The organism is Smaragdicoccus niigatensis DSM 44881 = NBRC 103563, from assembly GCF_000380645.1.
GTDB classification, from domain to species: domain Bacteria; phylum Actinomycetota; class Actinomycetes; order Mycobacteriales; family Mycobacteriaceae; genus Smaragdicoccus; species Smaragdicoccus niigatensis.
Genome location: NZ_AQXZ01000019.1, coordinates 554,561 through 578,282, shown reverse-complemented (window position 1 = coordinate 578,282; position 23,722 = coordinate 554,561). Strand labels below are relative to the sequence as shown.

Here is a 23,722-nt window from a genome sequence, read left to right as displayed (position 1 = left end):
GCCTATCCTTCGGCGTCCGGCGGGGCGTCGAGCAGTGGGAGATCAGCTTTGGTGATGGTGCGGGTCGCCATCGCGTACTCGACGAGCCGGGCCTTGCGGTTCAGAGCGACCTGACCGTCGCCACCGCGCAAACCGGTGACGCCGATGCGGTCGTATTTGTCGCAGACGTTGTCGAGCTTGCGATTGAACTTCGTGATGCTCCATCCCAGTCGCGCGGCTGCCTGCGCCGAGGACGGAATCCGGCTCTGACCAGTACCTTCGCGTGCCAGAAGAGGCTCGGCGAGGGCCACGATCAAGGCCCGTTGCGACGCGGTCAGGGGCATGTCGCCAAGCGTTGCGTCGTTGGTGATCGTTGGTGGTCCGTCGCTGACGGAGGCTCCCGACGAGAACGCGGGTGCATCGATCAGGACGCTGAATTCGTACGTGACGGGTCCGGCCGAGAAGACGACAGTCGTGTCGCCGAAGACCAGTGGTATCCGCGATCCCGCAGCGAGCCACGCCTGCGTTCCGCTGGCGGCGGACACCGTCGCAGACAGCCGTGTGCCCTCGTTGATGAGCCACCAGAAGTCGTGTTCGTGTGCGACGACCAGAAATCGTCGGTGCAGGTATGGGTTGTCATCGATCTCCAGGTCGCCCTCACGGCCGATGACGAACTGGCCGCCCGGCTCCAGAGTGGTGTATTCGCCGCAGAATTCGATGCGCAGCCGGGTCACGGGAAGCACGCTTCGGTTTGGGCCGACGCGCGCCCGGTGTCGCGCACCAAAGACACCGCGATACACGTACGACCCGGAGCGGCGGGCACGGTGACCGTCGTCGCCGACGTCTCCGAGGGCTGTTCGTCCCGTCCGGTCTGGGTTTGAATCCAGCGGTACGAGTCGCCCGGTTCCGGGTTGCGGTTCTCCCAGACGAAGACGATTCCGCCGTCGCCCTCGTGACCGGTCAGTGCGCTCACGGGAGGTACGACCCGGGTGGGCTCTTGGGTCGGCAGCGCGGAACGCAATGAACTCGGTGCTTCCTCGGTCGCTGGCGAGTGCCAGACGGCGAAGCCGATGACTCCGCCAACCGCGAGAACGACCACGGCTGCGACAACGGCGATCCAGTTGCGGCGCTGAGGTTCGTCGGACACCGTGGGCATGTTGATCTGGTCGCGATTCCGGGTCGCGGTCAGCTCGACCGGGTCCGGAGTGCGGACGGGTTTCGGTGATTCGAACTGTCGAACGCCCTCGGTGACCCTGGGTGCCTCGAACGACCGGCGCGGCGGTGACACCGCGTGTGGTCGAACACTGCGGACGGACATTCGGGTGCCGTCGCCGTCGTCGTCGTGCGCCGGCTCGGGTGCCGCGGGCTCCTCTGGAGAACGCACCAAAAGGGGAGTCTCGGCGTATCCAAGGGATACCTGCTCGCTCTGCAGCATCCGCGCGAACATCGCGGCTGATTGAATTCGCGCCTTCGTCGACTTGGCCATACCGGCGGCGAGAACGCGCTCGACCGAGGCGGGAAGGTCAGGGCGTCCTGTTGGCTGCAACGTCGCATTGCAGATGCGATCGATCAGGGCAGCTTCGGAGTTGTCACCACCGGGGATCTCGAACGGCGATCGACCCGCAAGGAGCGAGTAGAGCATCGCGGCAAGTCCCCACACGTCCGAGGCTTGGCTCGTCGCCTCTTCGTCGGCAAAGATCTCGGGCGGCGCCCACGGCACGGATACGCCCGTGACCTGCTGGAATCCGGCGTCTCGAAGGCGCGCGATACCGAAGTCGGCAAGCACGGGATGTCCGTACTCGGTGAAGAGGATGTTCGCCGGCTTGATGTCGAGGTGCAGGATGCCCGACATATGTGCCGTTTCGAGCGCGCCCGCGATCTCGACGCCGATCCGGAGAACCTCCGCAACACGAAGTCGCTCACTGCGGAAGCGCTTGCCCAGATTCGCCCCGGGGCATAGCTCCATGACCAAATAGGGGCGCCCGTCGCCGGCGATTCCCTGGTTGTAGAGCGTGACGATCGACGGGTGGTTGGACAGTCGGCCCATGAGCCGAAGCTCCGACTCGAAGCGATCGCGAACGTCGCGGGTGAGTGCGGATTCGTGCAGGACTTTGACCGCGACCGATCGCTGTGTGGCGTTCTCGGTGTACCGGAAAACGTCCGCGTACCCGCCCCTGCCGAGCAGGCCGAGGTGCTCGTAGCCCGGGATGGCCGGTGGCGTCGAAACAGCGTTGGTCACGGCACATCCTCCACATGCAGCAAGACGCCTTCTCCGAGATCAAGGGAATCACCGGCGGTGAGGAGAACCGGGGTGCTGGCCGGAATCCGTTCCGGTGCGCGGCCACCCCGCAGCAGGTAGGTGCCATTGGTCGACTGGAGATCCACGGCCAACACATGCCAGCCATCAACGCGAATCGCCAGGTGGGCTCGAGAGATCTCGCGCTCCGGACTGGGCACCGTTACAAAGCGCGTGAACTGCGGTTCGGTGACTTCCTTGGCGTCCGGCCGCGAGCCGACGATCACGGTCTGGTCCAAGGGGATCTGCAAGCCCGTCGACGTCCGGAGGGTGCCGACGACCGGGCGGCTGATGTGCCGGGCCGGCGAGTCGAGCGGCGCCTGGCACGTACGGCAGGTCGCGAAATGCGGCGGGTTCGAATGGTTCAGAGCGCACACCAGGGCAAGTACTGACCTCCCATCGGGCGCGGGCGCTGGCGGTGCTGGAGCAGTCGGTGCGGGTGTCCACATCCGGGTGTTGCCGAAGTGGTCGGACTGAGGCGTGTCGACGAACGGAACAGGTTCGACCTGCGGCTCGGGCCGCGATGGCTGGGAAATCTGTGCGGTCACGGGGGCGGCGACGGGCGGCGCAGTCGTGTCCTCCCAGACGAAGTCATAGCCGCGTCCGACCTCTGGCGCGGGCACGTTCATGCCGGTGCGCCACTCGGCAGTCTGTGCCACCGATACCTCACGAACCTCGCGTTCCTCAGCAGCCGGTACGGCCTCGGGTTCCTGCACTGGCGGTGGCATGTCGAAGGGATCAGACTGCTGCTGCTCGGGTTCCGGTGGTGGCATGCCGAACGGATCGAACTCGGGCTCGGGCAGGGGTGCTGGTTGCGGCTCGGGTACCGGGACTTCGGGAGCAGTCATGGCGCGCTCGGCCACTGGGTCGGTGAGTGCCGACCGCGTGACGACGAGAGTCAGCGAATTCGCCAGAACCACGCCAGACGTGATGGGCAGCGATGGACGTCCGGCGCCGTGCGGGTTGTTTCTCATCTCGATGCCGACGGGTCGGTCGATCCGCGTGGGCGAGGACGTCTCGGAAACGGTCGTCGTCGACTCCTCCGACATCACCATGACCGTGGCGGTGCCGCGAACGATGACTTCGGCGACGTCGTTCGTCACGGTCACGATTGCGAGGGGAGCGCTGGTCAGCTCAGCGACTTCGCTGGCGGGCATCCCGGATTCGAGCGCGTGGAACAGGCTTGGGGCGAGCGAAGGTTCGGCGCGACCGCACAGCATGACCGCCGCCGAGGTCGCCACCGCAGTCGGCCAGGGGCCAGGTTGATACGCATGGGTCGTCATGCGTCCCCTCGGGTGCGGACAACGCGGAATTGTCGGGCCCCCATGTGGACGGTTCCGCCCTCAGGTATGAGCACGCCCTTCCAGGGTTCGATCGTGGTGAACACGCCGTGGATCTCCACCGTCGATCCGTTCGTCGACCCCCGGTCGCGGACCCACACTCCGTCGCGGACCGAGAATTCGAGATGAGTCTTCGACAGTGACCACGAGTCGTCGGCCAGGCGAACAAGTTGGCCGATGGTCTCTCCCGGGCGGGGCTCAGGGTCCCGGCCGATGAGTCCAGAGCCGTCAATCGGTAGGTGCAAGCCCTCGTCGAATTCCAGGGTCCACTCGGTGACGGGCTTCGCTGGGGTGCGGGGTTCTACAACTCTGGTGGACTCGGCTGGGGCGGGAGTCGGCGGTACGACGACAGTCGGCGCGGCTGGTGCGGGAGCGGGTGGTACGACGACAGTTGGGACCTCGACGACCGGCGGCGGCACGATGGGCGCGTGCGGGGGCGGCGGCGGAGTCGGCGCGACGATGGTCGGCGGGCTGACCTGGATCGGCGCCGGGGGAGGGACTACTTCCTGGGTTGCTCGAACCTGGGTTTGATCTTCGATGTCGACACCACTCGAACGCATCTCCGGAAGGAGTTCGACGCTCGGGCCCGGAACCGATTGGGCCGGTGCCGACCGTGCGTTCTTGATCCGTTCGAGGACCTCCAGGGCGAGCGACTCATCGGGCTCGTGACGCACGAAACTGGCACGCTCGTACCATCCACGCCGCTGTTTGTTGAACAGTACGGACCACGCGCCCAAGAAGAGAACCAGGTTCATGACCTCGAGCAACGCCACACGGCGAACGACGCGCGCGGCGGATTCTTCGCGGTCGAAGACTGTTCGGAAGCCGAGGAGCCGCTTCCCGACGGTCAAGCCCGTGAAATGCGTCCACAAGGTCGCGATGGCGAGGTAGACCAGTCCGACCGCAGTCCATACCGTCGGTATCCAACCGGTGTCACCGCCGAACGCATCCCACAACGGCCAGATCACCAGGACGAACACGACCAGGTGATCGATGACCGATGCCAACAACCGGTACGGCAGAACGCGTGGTTCGCGCGGCTTTTTGTCGGTTGCGACGGGCGGTACAGGCGGAGCCGGAATGGAACGCGCGGCTACATCCATCGAGCCGCCGCACGCGTGGCAATACGGCGACGAGCCGACGCTTTGCGTTCCGCAGTGCGGGCACGCGACGATCGGCGGCGTCACCGGACCCACTTCCTCGACGAGGCGCGGACAGTTCCGATCGTGGGCAGCGACAGCTTGCTCCGGATCTCGCGGACTGGGTTCAGCCCCGACAACAGCGAGCGGAAGTTCAGTACGCCCCGCCACCACACCGATGGCTTCACTCCGGCGCGGATCTCCGCGAGTCGTTCATCGATGTGGCCCCAGTAGCGGTCGGCGTCTTCGTCGGTCGCGGGGCCAGGACTGAACACGGTGGCGTCGGCGCCGGTCGCCAGTGCAGTCAAATCCGTACTCGAGTACCGGGTGCTGGTCGCGGTGGCCATTTCCAACCGGGTTAACGACGCCGGCAACGCAACGCCGAGGTCGATCGCAGTGTCCGCGAATTCCTGCCAACCGGCGGCGACCCGCGCGGACGCATCGGTCAGCGCGCGGCGATCGCGTCGCCGTCGCCATTTCAGTGCGACGATCACGACAAATGGAAGTGCGAGCAGCAGTAGCAATCCGATTGCCTGTGCGAGCACGATGACGACATTCAGCAAGCCCACGAGAAGCCACAGCCAACTGTTGTCGTTCGTACCGTCGTCGGGATTGGTGGTGACGCCCAGCTGAACCCGATCCTGCGGGGGCTGCGGCGGTTCCGCGACGAGCGGATCGCTGCTCGTTTTGGGCTTGGGAGCTTGTTGCTGCGGTAGTTTGTCGCGCGGCGGAGTCGGGTCGAAGGGCACCCAGCCGACTCCCTTGAATGCGATTTCCACCCAGGCCCGCACGTCGTCGCCGGTGATGTTGTCGCGGCCGGCGGGCATCTGGAAACCAGTGACGACTCGTGCGGGCATTCCCATCGACTGGGCCATGAGCGCCATCGCCACCGCGTACTGCTCATCGTTGCCGATCATCTGATCGCCTGACAGCAGCACCGAAATACGGTCGGAGTTGTGGCCGGCGCGCGAGCGAACCTGGCCTTGCAGGCCGTCGCTGTAGAAGCCCTCGCGGTGGAGGTACGCCTCTAAGGCGCGAGCGCGTTGAATCGGCGTGGTCGCTGTACCGACAGCCTTGTTCGCGACGGTTGCGACCTCTGGCGGCACGCTTTCCGGCGTGGGGACGGTGAGTGCGGCGAAGCCCGTCGACGCGAGATCGCTATCGGAGACGACCTTCGGGCTGTCGGCGGTCAGGATCACGACGTCCCCGCGTCCGAGCCCGGCTGTCGACATCGCGGTCCACGATGCGGGGTTGTAGAACAGACCGTTCTCGATGTCGGTCGCGCGCGGACTTTCGAACTGCACGGAGACAACGGGTCCCGGCGAGGGAATCCACACACCTTCGTATTCGACGTCTTCGATACGAATCAGGACCGGGTTGCCGACGGCGAATCCGAGGGCATCATGGCTGGCACTGGAGTCTGCCTGTGCGAGCCTGCCGAAGACACCGGAGTCTGAGTCGCGACTCGACGCCGCTGCGACGTTGTAGACCTGACCATCGAAGCGGTCCATCGCGGCGATGCGCAGCCGAGTCCCCGGTGCCATGCCGGTGACCTTCATCAGTGTCGTGGAGCGGAAGTCCTTGAGATAGTGCCGGAACGACGCGAGCGGAGTGACGTATTCATTGGTGTGGACCGGAGGCACGATGTGGTCGCGCAGCAGTGCGCGGTCGTCGCCAGTGAGCTGCGGCGCGACGGCGGCACCGCACGCGGCCGAGCCGACGAGGATGACGCCGGCAAGGGCGAGTCGCATGCCGTTTGCGCCGGTCCTGGCCACCTGGCTGGCCCGGTGCGCGGACAGCCACCCAACCGACACCACCAAGAATCCGCCGCCCAAAACCACCGGATACCAGGTGTTCCGGGTACCGAACGCGATGGCGGTGAGCAGTGGGGCGATGGCCGGGATCAGTGCGATCGCCCGGGCACCTTGAGGTGACGGCCAGCGCAGACGGAGCGCCAATGATCCGGCGATGAAGGCCGAGATGATCGCCGTGATGTACGGAACGGTGAGTAGCCCGGCTTCCGCATGAACCGGAGGGTTGACCGTGAGCAACTGCTTCCATGACTTGACCACGGCGACGCAGAATTCGGTGAGGCCCTGACGGGTTGCCACGGCACCAACCAGCAGGAGAACCAGCGCGAATATGGCGACACTCGGCAGTGCGCTGATTCGTGCGACCCGGCTCAACATCACCACACCGAGTCCGGCAAGCGTTCCGGCAGTGACGGCAATGAGGTAGCCCGAACCGGTGAAGACCGTCGCGAAGCCGAGTCCACCGATGAACAGAAGCACCGCGACGGGAGCCAGGTCGGCCAGGTCACGACGAATCGATGGGGTGCTCATTGTGCGGCCACCGATCGGACGCCGCGCATAGCGCGCGGGAATTCAGCCAGCGTCCCGACCGAGAGGAGTGGGAGTGTTCCCATCCGCCGACTCTCGGGCCGGACGCCCGGACGCGCCGAAACCGCAATGGTGAAGACGCCGAGCGGAAGTCGAGATTGTGCAGCCTTCAGCGTTGCGGCCTCGACGGTCGAACCGCACAGGAGCGCGATGATCGTGGCGCTCGGAGCCTGCGAGGCGACGTCGGCGGCGAGATCGACGATCGACTGCTTGGATTCCGCGATGTTCACCGCGGCCAATTGGTCGAGCAGAGTGTTGCGCGACGTGGTGCGGAGGCCGCGGTCGTGAGTGAGCACCGTCAGGTCGCGTCCGTGCGCCAGAGCGTGGAGTCCCAGCGTGCCCGCGACGGACACCGCGAGTTCGAACTCGTCCTCGTTCGCGTATTCGTTTGTGCTGGTAGACAGCGCGACGGCGAGATGCCACCGCCGGGTTTCCTCGTGTTGCCGCACCATCATCCGGCCGAGGCGGGCAGTCGACTTCCAGTGGACTGCGCGCCGGTCGTCTCCGGGGATGTAGTCGCGAAGTGCGTGGAAAGCGACGTCGGAATCCGAAAGCTGCGGCACCGGCTGCCCGTCGAGGTCGCGGAGAAGTCCGGCGGTCACGTTGTCGAGGCGGATTGTGCGGGGATGAACGAACAGATCTGTCGCTGAACCCCACGGCTGCTCGTGTGCGAAGACCCCGATGGGGTCGCCCTGCACTGAGCGTGCCGGGCCGACGGGGTAGACGCCGCGTCGGTCCGTCGGGATAGTCAGCGACTCCTCGAAGTGTGCACCTGGCGACAGTCGCGGAACGACGAACTCGGTGGTGTTGGTGCCCACTGGCAATTCGATGCGGCTTGGCATCACCATTCGCGATCGGCGGTTGGTGACGATGAGCGCGGCGGAGGCCGTGTCACCGACGACAACGCGATTTCGCGGCAGCTTCACCTCGACATCGACGTTGTGTCGACCGAGTAGGAACAGCCCGCAAATCACCAGACAAAACAGTGCGCCGATTCCCAGAACGGTGAGTTCGACCCAATCGAGGACGAAGCCGGCCGCGATTCCGAACGCGGCAAAGCAGGTGACAACCACCGAAATCGGGGTGATGACTTCGGTGATGTCCTTGCCCAGCTGCAGAAGGCGTTTCATCAGAGCGACGTACGCTCTTTCGGCGCTGGAATCTCCGACAGCGCCTTACCAAGCACGGACTGCTCGGTGACACCGTCGAATTCGGCCTCCGGGTGCAGGATCAGGCGGTGTGCCCACACTGGCCCGACGAGGTCCTTGACGTCGTCCGGAGTGAGGTAGTGACGCCCCTGCGCGGCGGCCCACACGCGAGCTGCGCGAATGATCGCGACGCATCCGCGCACGCTGACGCCGACGCGCGTCTCGGCGCTGCTTCGGGTGGCCTCCGCCAAGCGGGCCGTGTACTCCAGCACTGCGGTTTCGAGGTGCACTGTCGCGGCGAGGTCGGCCATCTTGGCAATCTCGGCACCGGTGATGACCGGCCGGATCGTCGAGGACCGGTCCCGGATTGCGGCGCCTGACAGGATGTCGACGGTCGTCGCGATGTCGGGGTAGCCAAGCGAGGTCTTGATCAGGAAGCGGTCGAGCTGGGCTTCGGGAAGGGGATAGGTTCCGGCCTGCTCGATCGGGTTCTGCGTCGCGATGACCATGAACGGTCGACCGACGCCGTGTGCCGTGCCGTCGACGGTGACGTGCGACTCTTCCATGACCTCGAGCAGTGCGGACTGCGTCTTCGGCGATGCGCGGTTGATTTCGTCGGCGAGAACGATCGACGCGAAGATCGGCCCCTTGTGGAAGCTGAATTCACCGTTCTTCTGGTTGTAGATCTCCGTGCCGGTGACGTCACTCGGGAGCAGGTCCGGGGTGAACTGAATCCGGTTGTGCGTGCTGTCAACCGTCGCGGCGAGTGCGCGCGCAAGTAGCGTCTTACCGGTGCCTGGGGTGTCCTCGAGCAGGACGTGCCCGTCGGCCAGCAGTGCCGTGAGCACGAGCCGAACTGTCTGCGGCTTGCCGAGCACCGCGGCGCCGATGTTCGAGACGAGTTTGTCGAACGTGGCAGCGAACCAGGCGGCCTGGTCGGTGGTCATCGTCATGAGCGAGGTCCTCTCATTGAAAAGTTGGTCAGCACGCCGGCATCCCGCTGGGAACTGACGTGCCGAGAGTCGAGTAGTCACCGGCGACCCATTGGCCCGCCCAGCTGCCCGTTGCCATGTGGAACCAGCGGGTAACGCCGAAGTGTGGGCTTCCACCGCCGTAGTAGCAGTCCACTTGCATGCTGTAGCCCTTGTTCATGTAGCCCGACGGGCAGGAGCCGCCGACGGTCGTGTGCGTCGGACCGCTGGACATGCTCGGCTCCGGGCAGCTCTGGTCGGTCGTCGTCAACGTCGGCATCGGTCCGGAAGTAGCCTGTCCGGTCGAATCCACGCACGTGTTCTGGTCGTCGCAGACATGAATCTTGAGCGAGTGGGACTGGCTGTAACCGCTGCCGCCGGTGTAGCTGCCGTTGTTTGCGACGCCGGTACTGTCGAATGTGACGGTCACCGAGCTGATCGGTCGGCCGTTTTGCATGTGCGAGCTGTCAGAGTCCCAGGTGAAGTTGACTGCAGTACCAGCCGCGGAGCCGCTGATCGCCGGCGCCTTCGGCGGCCCGAACGGCGTCACTGCACTCGACGTCCCACCATCAGGTCCCGGACCAGCGGCATTCACACCGCGGACCTTGAACGTGTACGAAGTGCCGTTGGTCAACCCGGACACGGTTCCACCCGACGACGTTCCGCTGAACGCGGAGTACGCGCCGCCGTTCATCGAGACCTCGTACGAGGTGATCGGGCTGCCATTGTCGTTCGGAGCGCTGTAGGACAGCGTCACTTGGCCGTCGCCAGCGGTTGCGCTGACCGACGTGACGGCATCCGGCAGACCGAACGGCGTCACCGAATTCGACGGAGAGCTCGGGCTCGAGGTTCCGACCTTGTTCGTCGCGGTCACCGTGAACGTGTACGCGGTGGACTTGTTCAGACTCGTGAACGTCGCCGATGTCGCGCTGACCTGCTGCGATGACCCCCCAGGGCTCGCGGTCACCGTGTACGACGTGATGTCCGCGCCGTTGCTGTTCGGCGCCGCCCACGACACGTCGATCGTGCCGCCGTTCACGACGGACGTCGAACGCGCTGCCGTCGGAGCGGCCGGGGTCGCCGGCTTTCCGGCCGGTGTTGCCGCGGCCGAGGACGGACTCCAGTTGGACGGGTCCGGCGCACCGTTCTTCGCTTGGACTTGGAACGTGTACGGAACGCCGTTCTCGAGTCCGGTCCAGTTGTACGACGTGCCGGTCAGGCCCGTCTTCTGCGATCCGCCGCTCGGGGGAGCAGGGGAGATCTGCAGCGTGTACGACGTGATCGGCGTGCCGGTGTTGTTCGGTGGCGACCAGTTCACCTGGACTGACGCGTCACCCGCGGTGACGGTGGGCGCCGCCGGAGTATCCGGCTTGCCGTCGGGCGTGGCCGAAGCCGACGATGCCGATGGCGCGGATTCGCCGACCGCGTTCACGGCCGTCACGGTGAACGTGTAGGCCTGCCCGTTCGTCAGGCCGGTGAGCGAGCACGTCGTCTGCGGGCAGTCCTGCGAGAATCCGCCGCTTCCGGAGACCTTGTAGCTCGTGATGGGGGCGCCGTTATCGGCCGGTGCCGACCAGGTCAGCACGATGGTCTGCGACTGCACGGACTGGACTCGCGGCGTGCCCGGTGTGGCCGGCTTGTCGCGGACGGTCACGGTGATCGTGCCGGTCGCCTGCCGCGCGGGGTCGCCGGTCGCGTCAGCGATTCGGTAGTTGACCGTCATATTGCCGATGAAGCCGGCCGCGGGCGTCACCGCGACCTGAGAGCCATTGACGTTCGCGGTTCCGTTCCCCGACGCGACGGATGCCGACAGGACCGTCAGCGATTTGTCGGGGAAGGGGTTGAAGTCGTTGGCGAGGACGTCAACGTTCGACGTCGAGCCCGCCTTGCCGTCGGTCACCTCGTCTGGATTCGCCTGCGGCCGTGGGCGGTTGCTCGACGACACTCGAACCACGACGTTGCCGGGAACGGGATCGGTCTTCCCGTCGGTTGCGGTGACCGGAACCGAAAGCTCAGTGCCGATCTGCGCGCCGTTCGCGGTCAAGACCAACTCGGAGCCGTTCAGATTGGCGCTGATGCCGGAGGGGACCGCACCCACATCGAACGTCACGTTGTCGCCGTCGGCGTCCTTGGCCAAAGCGGCGAGGTCGACCGTTGCCGGGTCGCCTTGCGACAGTTCGACCGTGGTGCCGGTGAAGGTCGGCTGCTGGTTCTCCGTGGCCATGCATTTGATCGGCACGGTCAGCGTCGACACCTTGCCCGACGCATCCTCAGGGCCTGTTCCGTCGGTGACCTCGAACGTCAAGCCCGCTTCACCCACGTACTTCGGAGCACAGTGGAAGGACAGCGCCGTGGCGCTCGAGACGAGCGAAGCTCCGTCCGAATGCAGCGCGGTGACCTTCTGTTCCGTCGTCAGACGAGGCGAGTGGCCAGACCGAACAACGACGAGATCGTCGAGGTCGAACGTCTTCGTTGAGTTGTTGGGAATCTCGACCGGTTGGCGGCTCTTGAGCGTCGGGCCGACGGACGTCTTGCCGGGCACATGGATGAACGCCGAACTCTTGAGCCCGTCGCTGTCCGTGTCGGTGTAGAGCAGAACCTGCGGATCATCGGCGACCGTGACCTCGGCGACGCCGTCGGAAATGTCCTTGACGAGACCGTCAACCGACGTCACGTCGAGTTTCGCAACCGAGCCGTCCGGGTCGGCGTCGTTCTCGAGCAGCTTCACGTCGACGGTGTCGCGGAGTTTGCCGTTGTCGACGAGGTCGGCGATGGAAACGAAGTCATCGATCGCCACTGGTGCCGCGAGCGGTGCGTTCGGGTCCACGGTCACCGCGACGGAGGCGCGTCCACGTGCGCCGCGGTCGTCGATGATGTTGTACGTGAAGGTGTACGTGCCGGGCTTGCTGGGCGTCGTCACGTTGATGTTCGAACCGTGCACTTCGGCAGCCAGATCCTTGGCGCCGGGCTCGCCGCCCAGTGGTTCGGCAGCCAGCTTGATTCGGTCGCCGTCGGGGTCGGTGTCATTCGCCAACACCGGGATCGTCACCGCGCGATCGGGACGTGCGCTCACGCGATCGTCGACGGCGTTCGGGAGCTGGTTCTGCGCGTTCCGAGGCGCAATTCCGATGTCGACGTGTCCCGTCGCCGGCCGTCCGAGGCGATCCTCAACGGTGTAGTCGAAGCCGTCCGTACCGGTGGAATCAGCAAGCGCGGTGTAGTCCACCCAGCCGTTGCCGACCTTGGCGATGACACCCTTCTGCGGCGCGCCGGACGTGCCGGTCAGCGTCACCGAGTCGCCGTCGGGGTCAATTCCGTTCGTGTCGATCGGGATGCGAACGGTCGATCCGGAAAGCGCGCGAGCAGTGACCGTCGGCGGCTTCGGAGCCGAATTCGACGCGTCGTCTCGCGCCAAAACGTTGACCGTGACCTGCGCCGATGACGTCTGACCGCGGCTGTCGACGATCGTGTAGACCGCGTTGTAGGTGCCGGGTGTCTCGCCGGCCCGGACCCGAATCTGGTCATTGGACACGAACAGGAATCCGCCGGTGCCGGGCATCTCCTCGGCGAGCTTCGGCTGAAGGTGGAACTCGTCGCCGTCTGGGTGGTTGTCGTTCGCGAGCACGTCAACGGTCGCCACGTCCTTGACGCGCACGTTGACGGTGTCGGCCTGCGCGACCGGTGGTCGCGGATTGACCGCAGGTGCGAGCGGAACGACGTCCACGGCGCCGACCGCAGACGCGGAACCATTCGAAACGGTGTAGTTCACCGTGATCGGATCGCTGAAGCCCGAGGAGTCGCTGATTCGAAGAACGCGGTGGTCGACGACGGCGACGCTGATTCCCGAGTTGGGCGGAATCTGGATCGACTGAACGACGAGCACGCGCTCGTTCGGGTCGCTGTCGTTCGCGAGTACGTCGACAAGCGTCTGATGACCGGCCGAGAGAAGTGCCACGTCGTTCGCGGCAGCCGGAGGAAGCGACTCGTCCTGTGGCTCGATTACGTCGACTCGGATGAGCCCTTGAGCGGTGTTCGGGCCGTCGGTGACGGTGTACGAGGTGTAGAAGATTCCCGGGTGACTGCCGGCGACCTTCACGTCTCCGGTGGAGAAGTCCGGCGTCAGCGACAGGTCGGGGACTTCGCCGACCTTGGCGAGGCGGAGTTGGCCTTCGCCGGGATCGGAGTCGTTCGCCAGCGGCCGGAGCGTCGCGACCTTGCCCACAGCCACGGTGACGTGGTCGGCATTGGGCACGGGAAGAACCTGATCAGCCGGCTTGACGTTGACGTTGATGACGCCCGTGGTGGTCTTCCGCCCGTCCGACATCGTGACCCGGACCTGACGTAGGCCAGGGTTGTTCGACGTGTCGGTGAAGCTGAACAGACCATTTGCCAGCAGCTGAACGTCATCGCCGTCAGATGCGGCACCGACTCCGATGACCGAGTCGCCATCGGGGTCTTTCCACTCGTTGAGGGCGTTGTAGCGGATGGTCTTTCCAGCGGCGACGACCAGTTCGGGAATTCGTTTCTGGGTCGGCGGATCGTTCTGATCGGGCGTCCGAACCGCCACGGTCGCATGGGCGGTCGCAGTTCCGCCGAGGCCGTCGCTGACTTCGTAGTCGAACGTTCGCTCGCCGGTCGCATCCGCCGGAAGCGTGATTTGCAGCGCTGATCCGCCGCGTGCGACACCCACCGAGGGATCTGGAGACAGCGGTCGAACCGTGAGGACGTCGCCGTCCGGGTCGGAGTCGTTGTCGAGAACGGTGAGCATGGTCGTTCGTCCGGGTCGTGCACCGAACTGGTCATCCTGAGCGACCGGGGGGCGGTTCTGGTTCTGCCGTTCCGGAGTCGTCCATGCATCGCTACGACGCAGGCTTTGCTCGTCGTGTTCGTCGGTCTGCATGTCCGGCGGAATGACGTCCTGCCAGTTGTCGACGAGCTTGAGATTGTCCTTCGGAACCCACAGCTCACCGGCGATGCCATTGAGGACCACGAGCTGTCGATTGACGCGGAACGTGGGCGGGTCGGTCGAGGTCAGCGCGGCCGTCGCCGGACCCATGTTCTGAAAGTCCTCGCCGCACTGGCGAACATAGGTCCCGGTCGTCCACGCAGCGTGAACGCAGCCGGAGACGACCGCCGGACGGGCGGGGTGACTTCCGGCGCCCTCGACCTCGCGAACCTCTGCCTTTGATCCGTCGAGAGGCTGTTCTACAAGGTGGGTGTCGGTCGCGTAGACGATCTTGTCGTCGTCGCTGGAGAGTTGCAGTGCAATGTTCGCCGGGTCTGCGTTGCCGGTGTCGAAAGCGTGCGAGGCGGTGAGGACTCGACCCTTGGTTGCGTCGAGCAGGGCTGTTTCCGAGCCGACGGCCGCAATCTGAAGCCGGTCTCCGGCTTCGACTCCGTCAAGGCTCGAGTGGTCGCCTTCTTGGACGGATCCGGACTCGTCGACTGTCCAGCTGATGAGCTCGTGGCTCTTGGTGGAGAAAGCGCGGACCGATCCGTCGGGACCGACGGTGACAACTGAGCCGGGCCCGAGTTCTGCGGTCGGCGTCGCGCCCGACGCAATGCCCTCAGGTGCTGCGGCGCGCGAGATTCGCAGTTGTCCTTTGGCCGCGTCGATGCTGGCGAGCACGCCACCACCGAGTGAGACCGACGAACCCGCGACCAATGTGACGGGGTCGGCGGTCTGCATCATTGCGCCGTCGAGCCGCGAAAGGGAGTTGTCGGTGACCAGGAAGGCGTTATCGCCTTCTTGGACGACGTCGAACGCCGCGCCCTTTGCCTTGACGGCGCCCGTGAGTTCAGCGATTTGCGGGTTAAGGGTGCCGGCAAGTCCACGACTTTGGTCGGTGACCCAAACGGAGCCGGCGTTTAGTTTGACGTCAGTCGCCGGAAAACCTTCACTGCGGAGCGCGAGAAAGATGACGGTGCCAGCAACGAGTGCGACGACGAGCGCTGACGCAGTGCTGCTCCGCAGCAGCTCGCGAGCGCTGCGCCAGGGTGGTTGAGCCACTCGCCGCCTTTCGAAGGCCTTTCAGTCCTCGGGAGAACACCAGGCTAGGTGGCGCAGCTCACATGCAACGAATTGGAAACGGTAATTCATTTGGTTGACTGTCAGCTATTTGAATGACATTGGGCCACGAATGTTCGGGTCGAAATTGTAGAAGGCAAAGGGGCTCCATCTATTTCAGAAATTGGCGCCTCGGCCGGGGATGTTCACAGCGCCGCCTTTGCGTCTAGAGCGGCAGACTCCACGAGTCGATCGTTCCGGTTCTCGGCCAGGCCCGGTCGGCGTGCGGTGGAGAGCCGGGTAAGTCGATCACTGCGGAAACTTGGTATGACGTCCCGCGGGGCGCTAACTGCCTGGTATACCCGGTTGGGGCTGTGAGAATAGCGGCACGATCTGGACCGGAATGTCCGAATCCAGTAGGTTGCGCCAAAGCACTCTTTTAGGAGAACCGCATTGTCAAGTTCAGACGACCGAAAAAGCCTGGTCCACTGTCTTCTTCACTGGGAGGCGAAGACGCCGGACCGCGTCTTCCTGACCCAGCCGATCAATGAGGCCGGCGACGTCGCGACCTACACCTGGACGCAGGTCGCCGACGAGGTTCGTCGCATGGCTGCCTACCTCAAGGCCACCTACCCGGCCGATAGCAAGATCGCGATCCTCGGGAAGAACAGTGCGCACTGGTTCATGGCGGACCTCGCGATCCTGATGGCCGGCCACGTCTCGGTGCCGATCTACCCCACGATGGACGCCCCCACGATCACGTACGTCCTCGAGCACAGTGACTCGAAGGCGATCGTCGTCGGCAAGATGCAGGAGCTGTGGAAGTTCGCGGCCGATGGACTGCCGAAGAAGCTTCCGATCATCTCGACCCCGCTCTCGCCGTTCGAAGACGGGAGTGCAGCGGCTCCCAAGGGTGTGGCGCACTGGGACGAGATCATTGCGAAGACCCCGCCGTTCGAGGGTGGTGCAAGCCTTATTGATCCGGCCGCGCTCGCGACGATCCACTACACCTCGGGCAGCACGGGGCAGCCCAAGGGCGTCATGCACTCGCACGAGACGATGCTGACCCCGGCGCTTGGACTCGAGAAGATCTTCCACGCGGATGAGAACGATCGGTTCCTGTCGTACCTCCCCCTCGCCCACGTCGCCGAGAGGGAAGCTGTCGAGACGCTGTCCCTGTACTTCGGCGGCTCAGTATTCTTCGCCTGGACGCTCGACACGTTCGTCGAGGACCTCCAGCGCGCCCAGCCGACGATCTTCTTCTCGGTTCCGCGCCTGTGGACGAAGTTCTACCAGGGCGTCTCCCACAAGCTGCCGCTCGAAAAGCAGCGGGTGCTGTTCAAGATCCCGATCCTCAACAAGGTCATCAAGAAGAAGGTCCTCACGCAGCTCGGACTGAACCATGTCCGCGTTGCGCTGACCGGTTCGGCACCGCTGCCTGCGCACATCATCAGCTGGTATCGAACCCTCGGCCTCGAGCTGCTCGAGGTCTACGGCATGACCGAGAACGCGGCGTACTCGCACGCGAACCGTCCGGGCCGCGTGAAGGTCGGCACGGTCGGCGAGGCCAACCCCGGCGTCGAGCATCGAGTTGACCCTGAGTCGGGCGAGCTTCTCGTCAAGAGCCCCGGCCAGATGCTCGGGTACTACAAGAACCCGGAGAAGACCGCTGAGGACCTCACCGAGGACGGCTTCCTCAAGACCGGCGACATGGCCGAGATCGACAAGGACGGCTACGCCAAGATCACTGGTCGCGTGAAGGACCTGTTCAAGACCAGCAAGGGCAAGTACGTCGCGCCCGTGCCGATCGAGAACAAGCTCGCCGTCAATTCGGCGATCGAGGTTGTCTGTGTCGCTGGTTTCGATCTGCCGCAGCCGATCGCGCTCATGATGCTGTCCGAAGAGGCGCAGAAGCGTCTCGCCGAAGATGGTGCGTCGAAAGAGGCTCTGACCAAGGAGCTGGCTTCCCTCCGCGAGGAGGTCAACGCCACGCTGCCGCCGCATGAGCATCTGTCCAAGCTCATCGTGGTCCATGACCAGTGGACGATGGACAACGGCATGCTCACCCCGACGATGAAGATCAAGCGTGCGGTGATCGAGAAGTTCTACGCCGACAAGGTGCCGGCTCTCGTCAAGGAGTCCGGAAAGGTCGTCTGGGCTTAGTACCTTCTGGGTACCGTGACGGTGTGGAAGCGCCGAAACGATGGCCAGGCTGGATCTACGAAACCGGGGATGAACCCGATCCGCGATTCAGTCTGGCCAACGAGCGGACCTTCCTGGCCTGGATTCGAACGTCTTTAGCCTTTCTCGCCGCTGGCGTCGCCGTTCATGCGGTCCCGCTTGAGATCTCACCCGTGGCCAAGAAAGTGCTCGCTCTACTGCTCGTCGTTCTCGGGATCGGAGCCGCGGTCGCGTCGTGGTTCCGCTGGGCTTTCGCCGAGCGTGCCATGCGCCGCGGGCAACCCCTCCCCATGGGAATCCCGACCATCGTGGTCGCGGTCGGTCTCATCTGCGCCGGACTGATGCTCTTTCTGGTGGATCTGTAAATGGACCCGGGAATGGCGCCGGAACGCACGGCTCTCGCGTGGCAGCGGACCGCTCTGTCGATCATCTTCGGGTCGTTGTTGTTGGCACGCTTGACCGTTCGTGAGATCGGCTTCCTGGCGATCATCGCGGTCGGAATCTCCATCCCACTGGCTCTTTGGGTGTACGCCGAAAGTCGTCGCCGCTACCAGTTCGAACTGGGTTCAATTGTCACCGGCGGCAGGACCACGGCAGCCATTGCCATAGCCACTGTGCTGGGCGGACTCACCGAGCTGACGTCGCTGCTGCGCAGCTGATCTGGGCGCGGATCGAAATTCTCGATGAATGGGTATTCCGAAATTCGGTGCACATTTGTACACTCGTTGGCATGCAGCAACCTCAGCCCACCGAAGTCGGTGCGCTCGCGGAACTTGGTCTTACGGAGATCGGCGGTGCCGCCGAAGGAATTCGCAAGGTGCACCGTGCGATTTCGGATCGGATCTTCGGCTTCGTCCGTCTCGGCACCGGGCCGAGCGCGACGCCGGTCAAGTACCTCCACGACACGATCACGGACGGCATCTACAGCGCGATCGAACTGTCGACAAAGACCGCCGGACCCCAGATCGGGAACGCGATCGACACGCTCGCCCCGAAATCCCGAAAGCTCTCGGAGGACCCGCGCGCAGCCGGTGTGATCGCGGTCGTCCAAGGTCTCATCGGCGACAAACTCGTCGAGCAGGGATCGCCGCTCGCGACGGAGATGTCGGTGCGGGTCGACGGCCGACGCATCGAACTCGACCGCTGGTCGCTCGCAAAGGCCTATCCCAACGCGCAGAGCCACATCGTGGTGTTCCTCCATGGACTCGTCGAGAGTGAACGGGCCTGGCGCCTCGGCGGCCGCCCGACCTACGCTCAGCGACTCGGCCAAGATGGTCCCTTCACCGGTGTCGAGATCCGCTACAACTCGGGTCTGCACATCTCCGAAAACGGTCGAATTCTGAGCGATCTGCTGACCGAGTTGGTTTTCGAATGGCCCGTGAAGGTCCAATCGATTTCGCTGGTCGGACACTCGATGGGGGGACTCGTGTCCCGTTCAGCGTGTGTGACGGAGGCGCCCTGGACGCGTTACGTTCGTCACGTCGTCACCCTCGGCTCACCGCACACCGGAGCGCCTCTCGAGAAGCTCGCACACTTCGGGTCGGCAGCCCTGAACCTGGCGCCTGAGACGCGACCGTTCGCGACCCTGTTGCGTCGTCGCAGCGCGGGAATCCGCGACCTGCGGTTCGGCTCGCTGGTCGACGAAGACTGGCTCGACCGGTCCCCGGACTCGCTGAAAGCGCAAGTGGTTCAGGAAGTTCCGTTCCTGCCCGACGCGCAGTACTACTTCGTCACCGCGGTGATCACGAAGAATCCGCGCAATCCGCTCGGCCGCGTCATCGGCGACGGACTCGTTCTCGTTGCGAGCGCCGGCGGCCGCAGCCGAACCCGCACTCTGCCGTTCGAAAAAGAGAACGGATTGCACCTTTCCAAGGCCAACCACTTCACTCTGCTCAACCACGAGGCGGTGTACGAACACCTGCTCAAGTGGTTAGCGTGAGTGCATGGCCAAGGCGATCGCAACAACTGGGAACGGCGCAGAACCGACGAGAGTCGTTCTTGCGCTGGGTAGTGGCGGTGCTCGTGGGTACGCACACATCGGTGTGATCAATGAACTGAAGCGACGTGGCTTCGACATCGTCGGTATCGCGGGCTCGTCGATGGGCGCGCTCGTCGGCGGTGTTTATGCCGCGGGCAAGCTCGACGAATTCGCCGACTGGACCAAGACGCTGACGCAGCTCGAGATGATTCGTCTGCTGGACGTCGCGATGGCCGAGCCAGGCGCGATCCGGGCCGAGAAGATCCTCGACCGTATTCGGGAGATCCTCGGCAAGACCCAGATCGAAGACCTCCCGATCCCGTACATCGCAGTCTCGACAGACCTCTCGAACGGGCGGTCGGTGTGGTTCCAGCGGGGAGCACTCGACTCCGCGATCCGCGCATCGATTGCGATCCCGGGCTTCATCACACCGACCATCTCCAATGGCCGCATTCTCGCCGACGGCGGCATCCTGGAGCCGCTCCCGGTCATCGCGACCACTGGAATGGACGCTGATCTCGTCATCGGCGTCAGTCTCAACGGTCCCGCCAGCGATGGCGAGTGGGGCGGCGGCGACGGGCTGCATCCGGTCGACGAACTCGTGGGCCGCCTCCGGCGCGGCGCGGAGCGTCTGCGTGCCCCGGTGAACTCTGCGATCGCTCGCTGGGCACCCAATCTGCAGGAGCCCGATCATGAACCCGAGCCCACGAGCACTGAACCCCGGCTTGGCCGCCTCGAGGTGATGAACCGTTCGCTGGAACTCATGCAAGCCGCGCTCGCGCGTTACCAGCGCGCCGGAAATCCGCCGGACATCCTCATCGAGGTGCCACGGAATTCGGCGAAGGTTCTCGAGTTCCACCGGGCGGAGGAACTGATCCGTCTCGGTGAGAAACTGATGGCCGACGCACTCGATGCGGCCGGTGTGTCATCAGTCGTTAACGCGTAGCGCACTTATCGGGAGGCGTCGGAAACACCTAGCCGGTACGTTCGGTCCCATGGGCATCCGAGTCGCGCTGGAACACCGGACGACCTACCACTTCGATCGGTTGGTCGACGTCTATCCGCATGTCATCCGGCTGCGGCCGGCTCCACATGCGCGCACGCCGATCGAGGCATACACGCTGAAGATCGGCGGCGGCGAGCACTTTCTGAACTGGCAGCAGGACGCGTTCGGAAATTACCTCGCGCGGTTGGTGTTCACGGAGAAGATGCGGACGCTCGACATCACCGTCGGGCTCGTCGCCGACATGGAGCCGGTCAATCCGCTCGACTTCTTCGTCGAAGAGTTCGCGGAGATGGCGAAATTCGAGTACCCGAAGGATCTGCTCGAGGATCTCGAGCCCTACCTCCGGCCCGTCAGTGGTAGCGACGACGTATGGGCGTGGGCGGATCGGTTCACTCGGCGCGCAGATCAGCGCACCATTGACTTCCTCGTTGAGCTGAACCACGCGATCCGCGCGGACGTCGATTACTCCGTCCGAATGGAACCGGGCGTGCAGACGCCGGATCACACGCTGAACTCGGGTATCGGGTCGTGCCGCGACAGTGCGTGGATGCTCGTGTCGGCCCTTCGCCACCTTGGGCTTGCCGCGCGCTTCGTGTCGGGCTACCTCATCCAGCTCACCGCGGACGAAAAGGCACTCGATGGGCCGAGCGGCCCGCTGGCGGACTTCACCGACCTGCACGCGTGGGTCGAGGTCTACATTCCGGGCGCGGGCTGGATCGGACTCGATCCGACCTCCGGTTTGTTCGCCGCGGAAGGCCACATCCCGTTGTCCGCGACACCGCATCCGACATCGGCTGCTGCAATTTCCGGCGCGACGGGGAAGTGCGAAGCAACCCTGACCTTTTCGAACACTGTCCGCCGCATCCACGAAGATCCGCGCGTCACGCTTCCGTACACCGAGAAGCAGTGGGCGCGCATCGTCGAACTCGGCGCGAAGGTCGACGCGAGGCTTGCGGACGGCGACGTCCGACTCACCATGGGCGGCGAGCCGACGTTCGTGTCGATCGACCACCGCGACGAGCCCGAATGGATGACCGAGGCGGATGGCCCGACCAAGCGGGTGCGCGCCAGCGATCTCGCCGAGCGATTGCGACAGACCTTCGCGCCGGGTGGGTTGGTTCAGCGCTCGCAGGGCAAGTGGTATCCGGGGGAGCCCCTGCCGCGCTGGCAGATCGCGATCATGTGGCGAACCGATGGATCTGCACTGTGGTCGGATCCGTCGTTGCTCGCGGATCCCTGGTCGGGTGCGGAGGCGCATGCGACCAACGACGACGCGCTACGCGTTGCCGAAGCGGTGTCCAAAGCCTTCGGCTTGTCCTTCGATGCCGTGCAGCCGGCGTTCGAAGACCCGTTGGCTCGGCTTGCTCGCCTCGTTCGACTGCCCGCCGGACCTCCGCCAGATGAACCGCGGAAACTCTCGATCGCTGAGCTCGATGCTTCTGTCGATTCGCCGACGGCATTTGTCCTGCCACTGCACCGCATCGCCGGCGGCTGGGAGAGCGTGCCGTGGCGTATGCGGCGCGGCCGGATCGTCCTGACCGAGGGCGATTCGCCGGCTGGCCTGCGGCTTCCGCTTGATGCGATCGCGTGGGACCCGGCGGAGGCGACGCCCGAACAGGACCCGACCGTCCGGAGGGGGCCACTGCCGACCAACTCGCAGCCGGTCGCGCACATGTCGAAGGAAGTCTCGATTACGGCGGTCGTCGTCGAGATGCGCGACGGAATCGTTCATGTCTTCCTGCCGCCGCTGCCCGACCTCGCTGGTTTCGTCGAACTCGTGGGCGTCGTCGAGGGCGCGGCGGCGCAGCAAGGTGTCCCGGTCGTCGTCGAAGGTTACGGCCCGCCGTCCGATTCCCGCCTGCAGTCGATCACCGTGACGCCAGACCCGGGCGTCATCGAGGTCAACGTGCAGCCCGCGGCGTCGTTCGCCGAGCAGTGCGAGATCCTCGAAACCCTTTATGAGCAAGCACGATTGGCGCGGCTGAGCACCGAAGGGTTCGACGTCGACGGCTCGCATGGCGGCACCGGCGGCGGAAACCACATCACCCTCGGTGGTCCGACGCCCTGGGATTCGCCGCTGCTCCGACGGCCTGACCTGCTCGTGTCGTTGCTGACGTACTGGCAGCGCCATCCGTCGCTGTCGTATCTGTTCTCCGGACGGTTCATCGGCCCCACGTCGCAGGCTCCGCGCGTGGACGAAGGCCGTCCCGAGAAGGTCTACGAACTCGAGATCGCGTTCGCCGAGTTGGCGCGCCTCGCCGGTCGGTCGCACTCGGGGGAGGCTGCCCCCTGGCAGGTCGACCGCGCGTTGCGGCACCTGCTCACCGACCTGACCGGAAACACGCACCGCGCCGAGTTCTGCATCGACAAGCTCTACAGTCCGGATTCCTCGCGTGGGCGTTTGGGGCTGCTCGAACTGCGCGGCTTCGAGATGCCACCGCATTACCGGATGGCGATGGTGCAGGCGCTGCTCGTGCGGTCGTTGGTTGCCCGATTCTGGGATGAGCCGCTCCACGCGCCGCTCATCGAGCACGGCTCCAATCTCCATGGCCGGTATCTGCTTCCGCACTACGTCATCAACGACATCGCCGACGTGGCTGCAGACCTCCGCCAGCACGGAATCGACTTCCCGACGAGCTGGCTCGACCCCTTCACCGAATTCCGCTTCCCGCGGATCGGAACGGCCGTCGTGGCCGGGGTCGAGATCGAGCTGCGGTCCGCGATCGAGCCGTGGCACGTCCTCGGTGAGGAGGCCACCGGAACCGGGACGGCTCGATTCGTGGATTCGTCGGTCGAACGTTTGCAGGTCCGGGTCGCCGGCGCGGATCAGCGCCGCTTCGCGGTGACCGTCAACGGAATTCCGATTCCGCTGCAGGCGACCGACAAGGCCGACGTCCAGGTCGCCGGGATTCGGTACCGGGCGTGGCAGCCGCCGAGCGCTTTGCATCCCAGCATCGAGGTGCACAGTCCACTGGTCTTCGACGTCGTCGATCTGGGGCAAGGAGTCTCGCGCGGCGGGTGCACGTACCACGTGGTTCACCCGGGTGGCCGCGCGTACGAGGACTCGCCGGTCAATGCGGTCGCCGCGGCATCGCGCCGGAATCGCCGATTCGATTCGATCGGTTACACGTCTGGCGAAGTCGATGTGTCACGACTTCGAGAAATTCAAGCCCGAATTGCCACCGATATTTCTGCACCTGGCATTCTGGACCTTCGCCGGGTTTATGCAGTTTTGCGATGAGGCTTATCCGGTTTCGCGATGGAAGTAGGGCTTGATA

Annotated in this window: 14 protein-coding genes; 6 read left to right on the top strand and 8 right to left on the bottom strand. The window is 64.9% G+C overall.

Annotation, left to right across the window (positions count from 1 at the left end; genetic code table 11):
- Positions 1 to 2: 2 nt before the first annotated feature.
- From F600_RS0123920 to F600_RS0123885, 8 genes are read right to left on the bottom strand one after another with little or no spacing between them, the layout of a single operon-like run.
- On the bottom strand, positions 3 to 722 hold the full coding sequence (locus F600_RS0123920) for an FHA domain-containing protein (protein ID WP_018163198.1): 720 nt from the start codon (positions 720 to 722) through the stop codon (positions 3 to 5).
- Positions 710 to 2,218: a serine/threonine-protein kinase gene (locus F600_RS0123915; RefSeq protein ID WP_018163197.1), complete on the bottom strand. Its 1,509-nt coding sequence runs from the start codon at positions 2,216 to 2,218 to the stop codon at positions 710 to 712. The genes F600_RS0123920 and F600_RS0123915 overlap by 13 nt, the downstream gene beginning before the upstream one ends.
- The gene (locus F600_RS0123910) at positions 2,215 to 3,558 is read right to left on the bottom strand and encodes an FHA domain-containing protein (protein ID WP_156024802.1); all 1,344 of its coding nucleotides are present in this window, start codon (positions 3,556 to 3,558) and stop codon (positions 2,215 to 2,217) included. The genes F600_RS0123915 and F600_RS0123910 overlap by 4 nt, the downstream gene beginning before the upstream one ends.
- Positions 3,555 to 4,802 (bottom strand): RDD family protein, encoded by a 1,248-nt coding sequence (locus F600_RS30870; RefSeq protein WP_156024801.1) that lies wholly within the window; start codon positions 4,800 to 4,802, stop codon positions 3,555 to 3,557. The genes F600_RS0123910 and F600_RS30870 overlap by 4 nt, the downstream gene beginning before the upstream one ends.
- Positions 4,799 to 7,096 (bottom strand): transglutaminase TgpA family protein, encoded by a 2,298-nt coding sequence (locus tag F600_RS0123900; RefSeq protein WP_018163194.1) that lies wholly within the window; start codon positions 7,094 to 7,096, stop codon positions 4,799 to 4,801. Before F600_RS0123900 ends, F600_RS30870 begins: the two co-directional genes overlap by 4 nt.
- On the bottom strand, positions 7,093 to 8,283 hold the full coding sequence (locus F600_RS29630) for a DUF58 domain-containing protein (protein WP_018163193.1): 1,191 nt from the start codon (positions 8,281 to 8,283) through the stop codon (positions 7,093 to 7,095). The genes F600_RS0123900 and F600_RS29630 overlap by 4 nt, the downstream gene beginning before the upstream one ends.
- Positions 8,283 to 9,254, bottom strand: coding sequence for an AAA family ATPase (locus tag F600_RS0123890; RefSeq protein ID WP_018163192.1), 972 nt, complete (start codon positions 9,252 to 9,254; stop codon positions 8,283 to 8,285). The genes F600_RS29630 and F600_RS0123890 overlap by 1 nt, the downstream gene beginning before the upstream one ends.
- Positions 9,255 to 9,282: 28 nt before the next feature.
- On the bottom strand, positions 9,283 to 15,282 hold the full coding sequence (locus F600_RS0123885; RefSeq protein ID WP_018163191.1) for an Ig-like domain-containing protein: 6,000 nt from the start codon (positions 15,280 to 15,282) through the stop codon (positions 9,283 to 9,285).
- Between the two features lie 450 nt (positions 15,283 to 15,732).
- On the opposite strand from F600_RS0123885, the gene F600_RS0123880 reads away from it, so the two are divergent.
- The 6 genes from F600_RS0123880 (at position 15,733) to F600_RS0123855 (ending at position 23,685) form a co-directional block, all read left to right on the top strand.
- Positions 15,733 to 17,442, top strand: coding sequence for an AMP-binding protein (locus F600_RS0123880; protein WP_018163190.1), 1,710 nt, complete (start codon positions 15,733 to 15,735; stop codon positions 17,440 to 17,442).
- Positions 17,443 to 17,465: 23 nt separating this feature from the next.
- On the top strand, positions 17,466 to 17,825 hold the full coding sequence (locus tag F600_RS0123875; RefSeq protein ID WP_018163189.1) for a YidH family protein: 360 nt from the start codon (positions 17,466 to 17,468) through the stop codon (positions 17,823 to 17,825).
- Positions 17,826 to 18,119, top strand: coding sequence for a DUF202 domain-containing protein (locus F600_RS30865; protein WP_018163188.1), 294 nt, complete (start codon positions 17,826 to 17,828; stop codon positions 18,117 to 18,119).
- 71 nt (positions 18,120 to 18,190) lie between these two features.
- Entirely contained in the window at positions 18,191 to 19,399 is a 1,209-nt protein-coding gene (locus F600_RS0123865) for an esterase/lipase family protein (RefSeq protein ID WP_018163187.1), read from the top strand.
- Between the two features lie 4 nt (positions 19,400 to 19,403).
- The gene (locus F600_RS0123860; protein WP_018163186.1) at positions 19,404 to 20,384 is read left to right on the top strand and encodes a patatin-like phospholipase family protein; all 981 of its coding nucleotides are present in this window, start codon (positions 19,404 to 19,406) and stop codon (positions 20,382 to 20,384) included.
- 49 nt (positions 20,385 to 20,433) lie between these two features.
- The gene (locus F600_RS0123855; protein ID WP_018163185.1) at positions 20,434 to 23,685 is read left to right on the top strand and encodes a transglutaminase family protein; all 3,252 of its coding nucleotides are present in this window, start codon (positions 20,434 to 20,436) and stop codon (positions 23,683 to 23,685) included.
- Positions 23,686 to 23,722 lie beyond the last annotated feature (37 nt).

What these genes read in the sequence shown, in the direction of transcription:
- F600_RS0123900 (WP_018163194.1), bottom strand. Translation starts at nt 7,096, where the DNA reads ATGAGCACCCCATCGATTCGTCGTGACCTGGCCGACCTGGCTCCCGTC.
- F600_RS30865 (WP_018163188.1), top strand. Translation starts at nt 17,826, where the DNA reads ATGGACCCGGGAATGGCGCCGGAACGCACGGCTCTCGCGTGGCAGCGG.
- F600_RS0123860 (WP_018163186.1), top strand. Translation starts at nt 19,404, where the DNA reads ATGGCCAAGGCGATCGCAACAACTGGGAACGGCGCAGAACCGACGAGA.
- F600_RS29630 (WP_018163193.1), bottom strand. Translation starts at nt 8,283, where the DNA reads ATGAAACGCCTTCTGCAGCTGGGCAAGGACATCACCGAAGTCATCACC.
- F600_RS0123865 (WP_018163187.1), top strand. Translation starts at nt 18,191, where the DNA reads ATGCAGCAACCTCAGCCCACCGAAGTCGGTGCGCTCGCGGAACTTGGT.
- F600_RS0123855 (WP_018163185.1), top strand. Translation starts at nt 20,434, where the DNA reads ATGGGCATCCGAGTCGCGCTGGAACACCGGACGACCTACCACTTCGAT.
- F600_RS0123890 (WP_018163192.1), bottom strand. Translation starts at nt 9,254, where the DNA reads ATGACGATGACCACCGACCAGGCCGCCTGGTTCGCTGCCACGTTCGAC.
- F600_RS0123910 (WP_156024802.1), bottom strand. Translation starts at nt 3,558, where the DNA reads ATGACGACCCATGCGTATCAACCTGGCCCCTGGCCGACTGCGGTGGCG.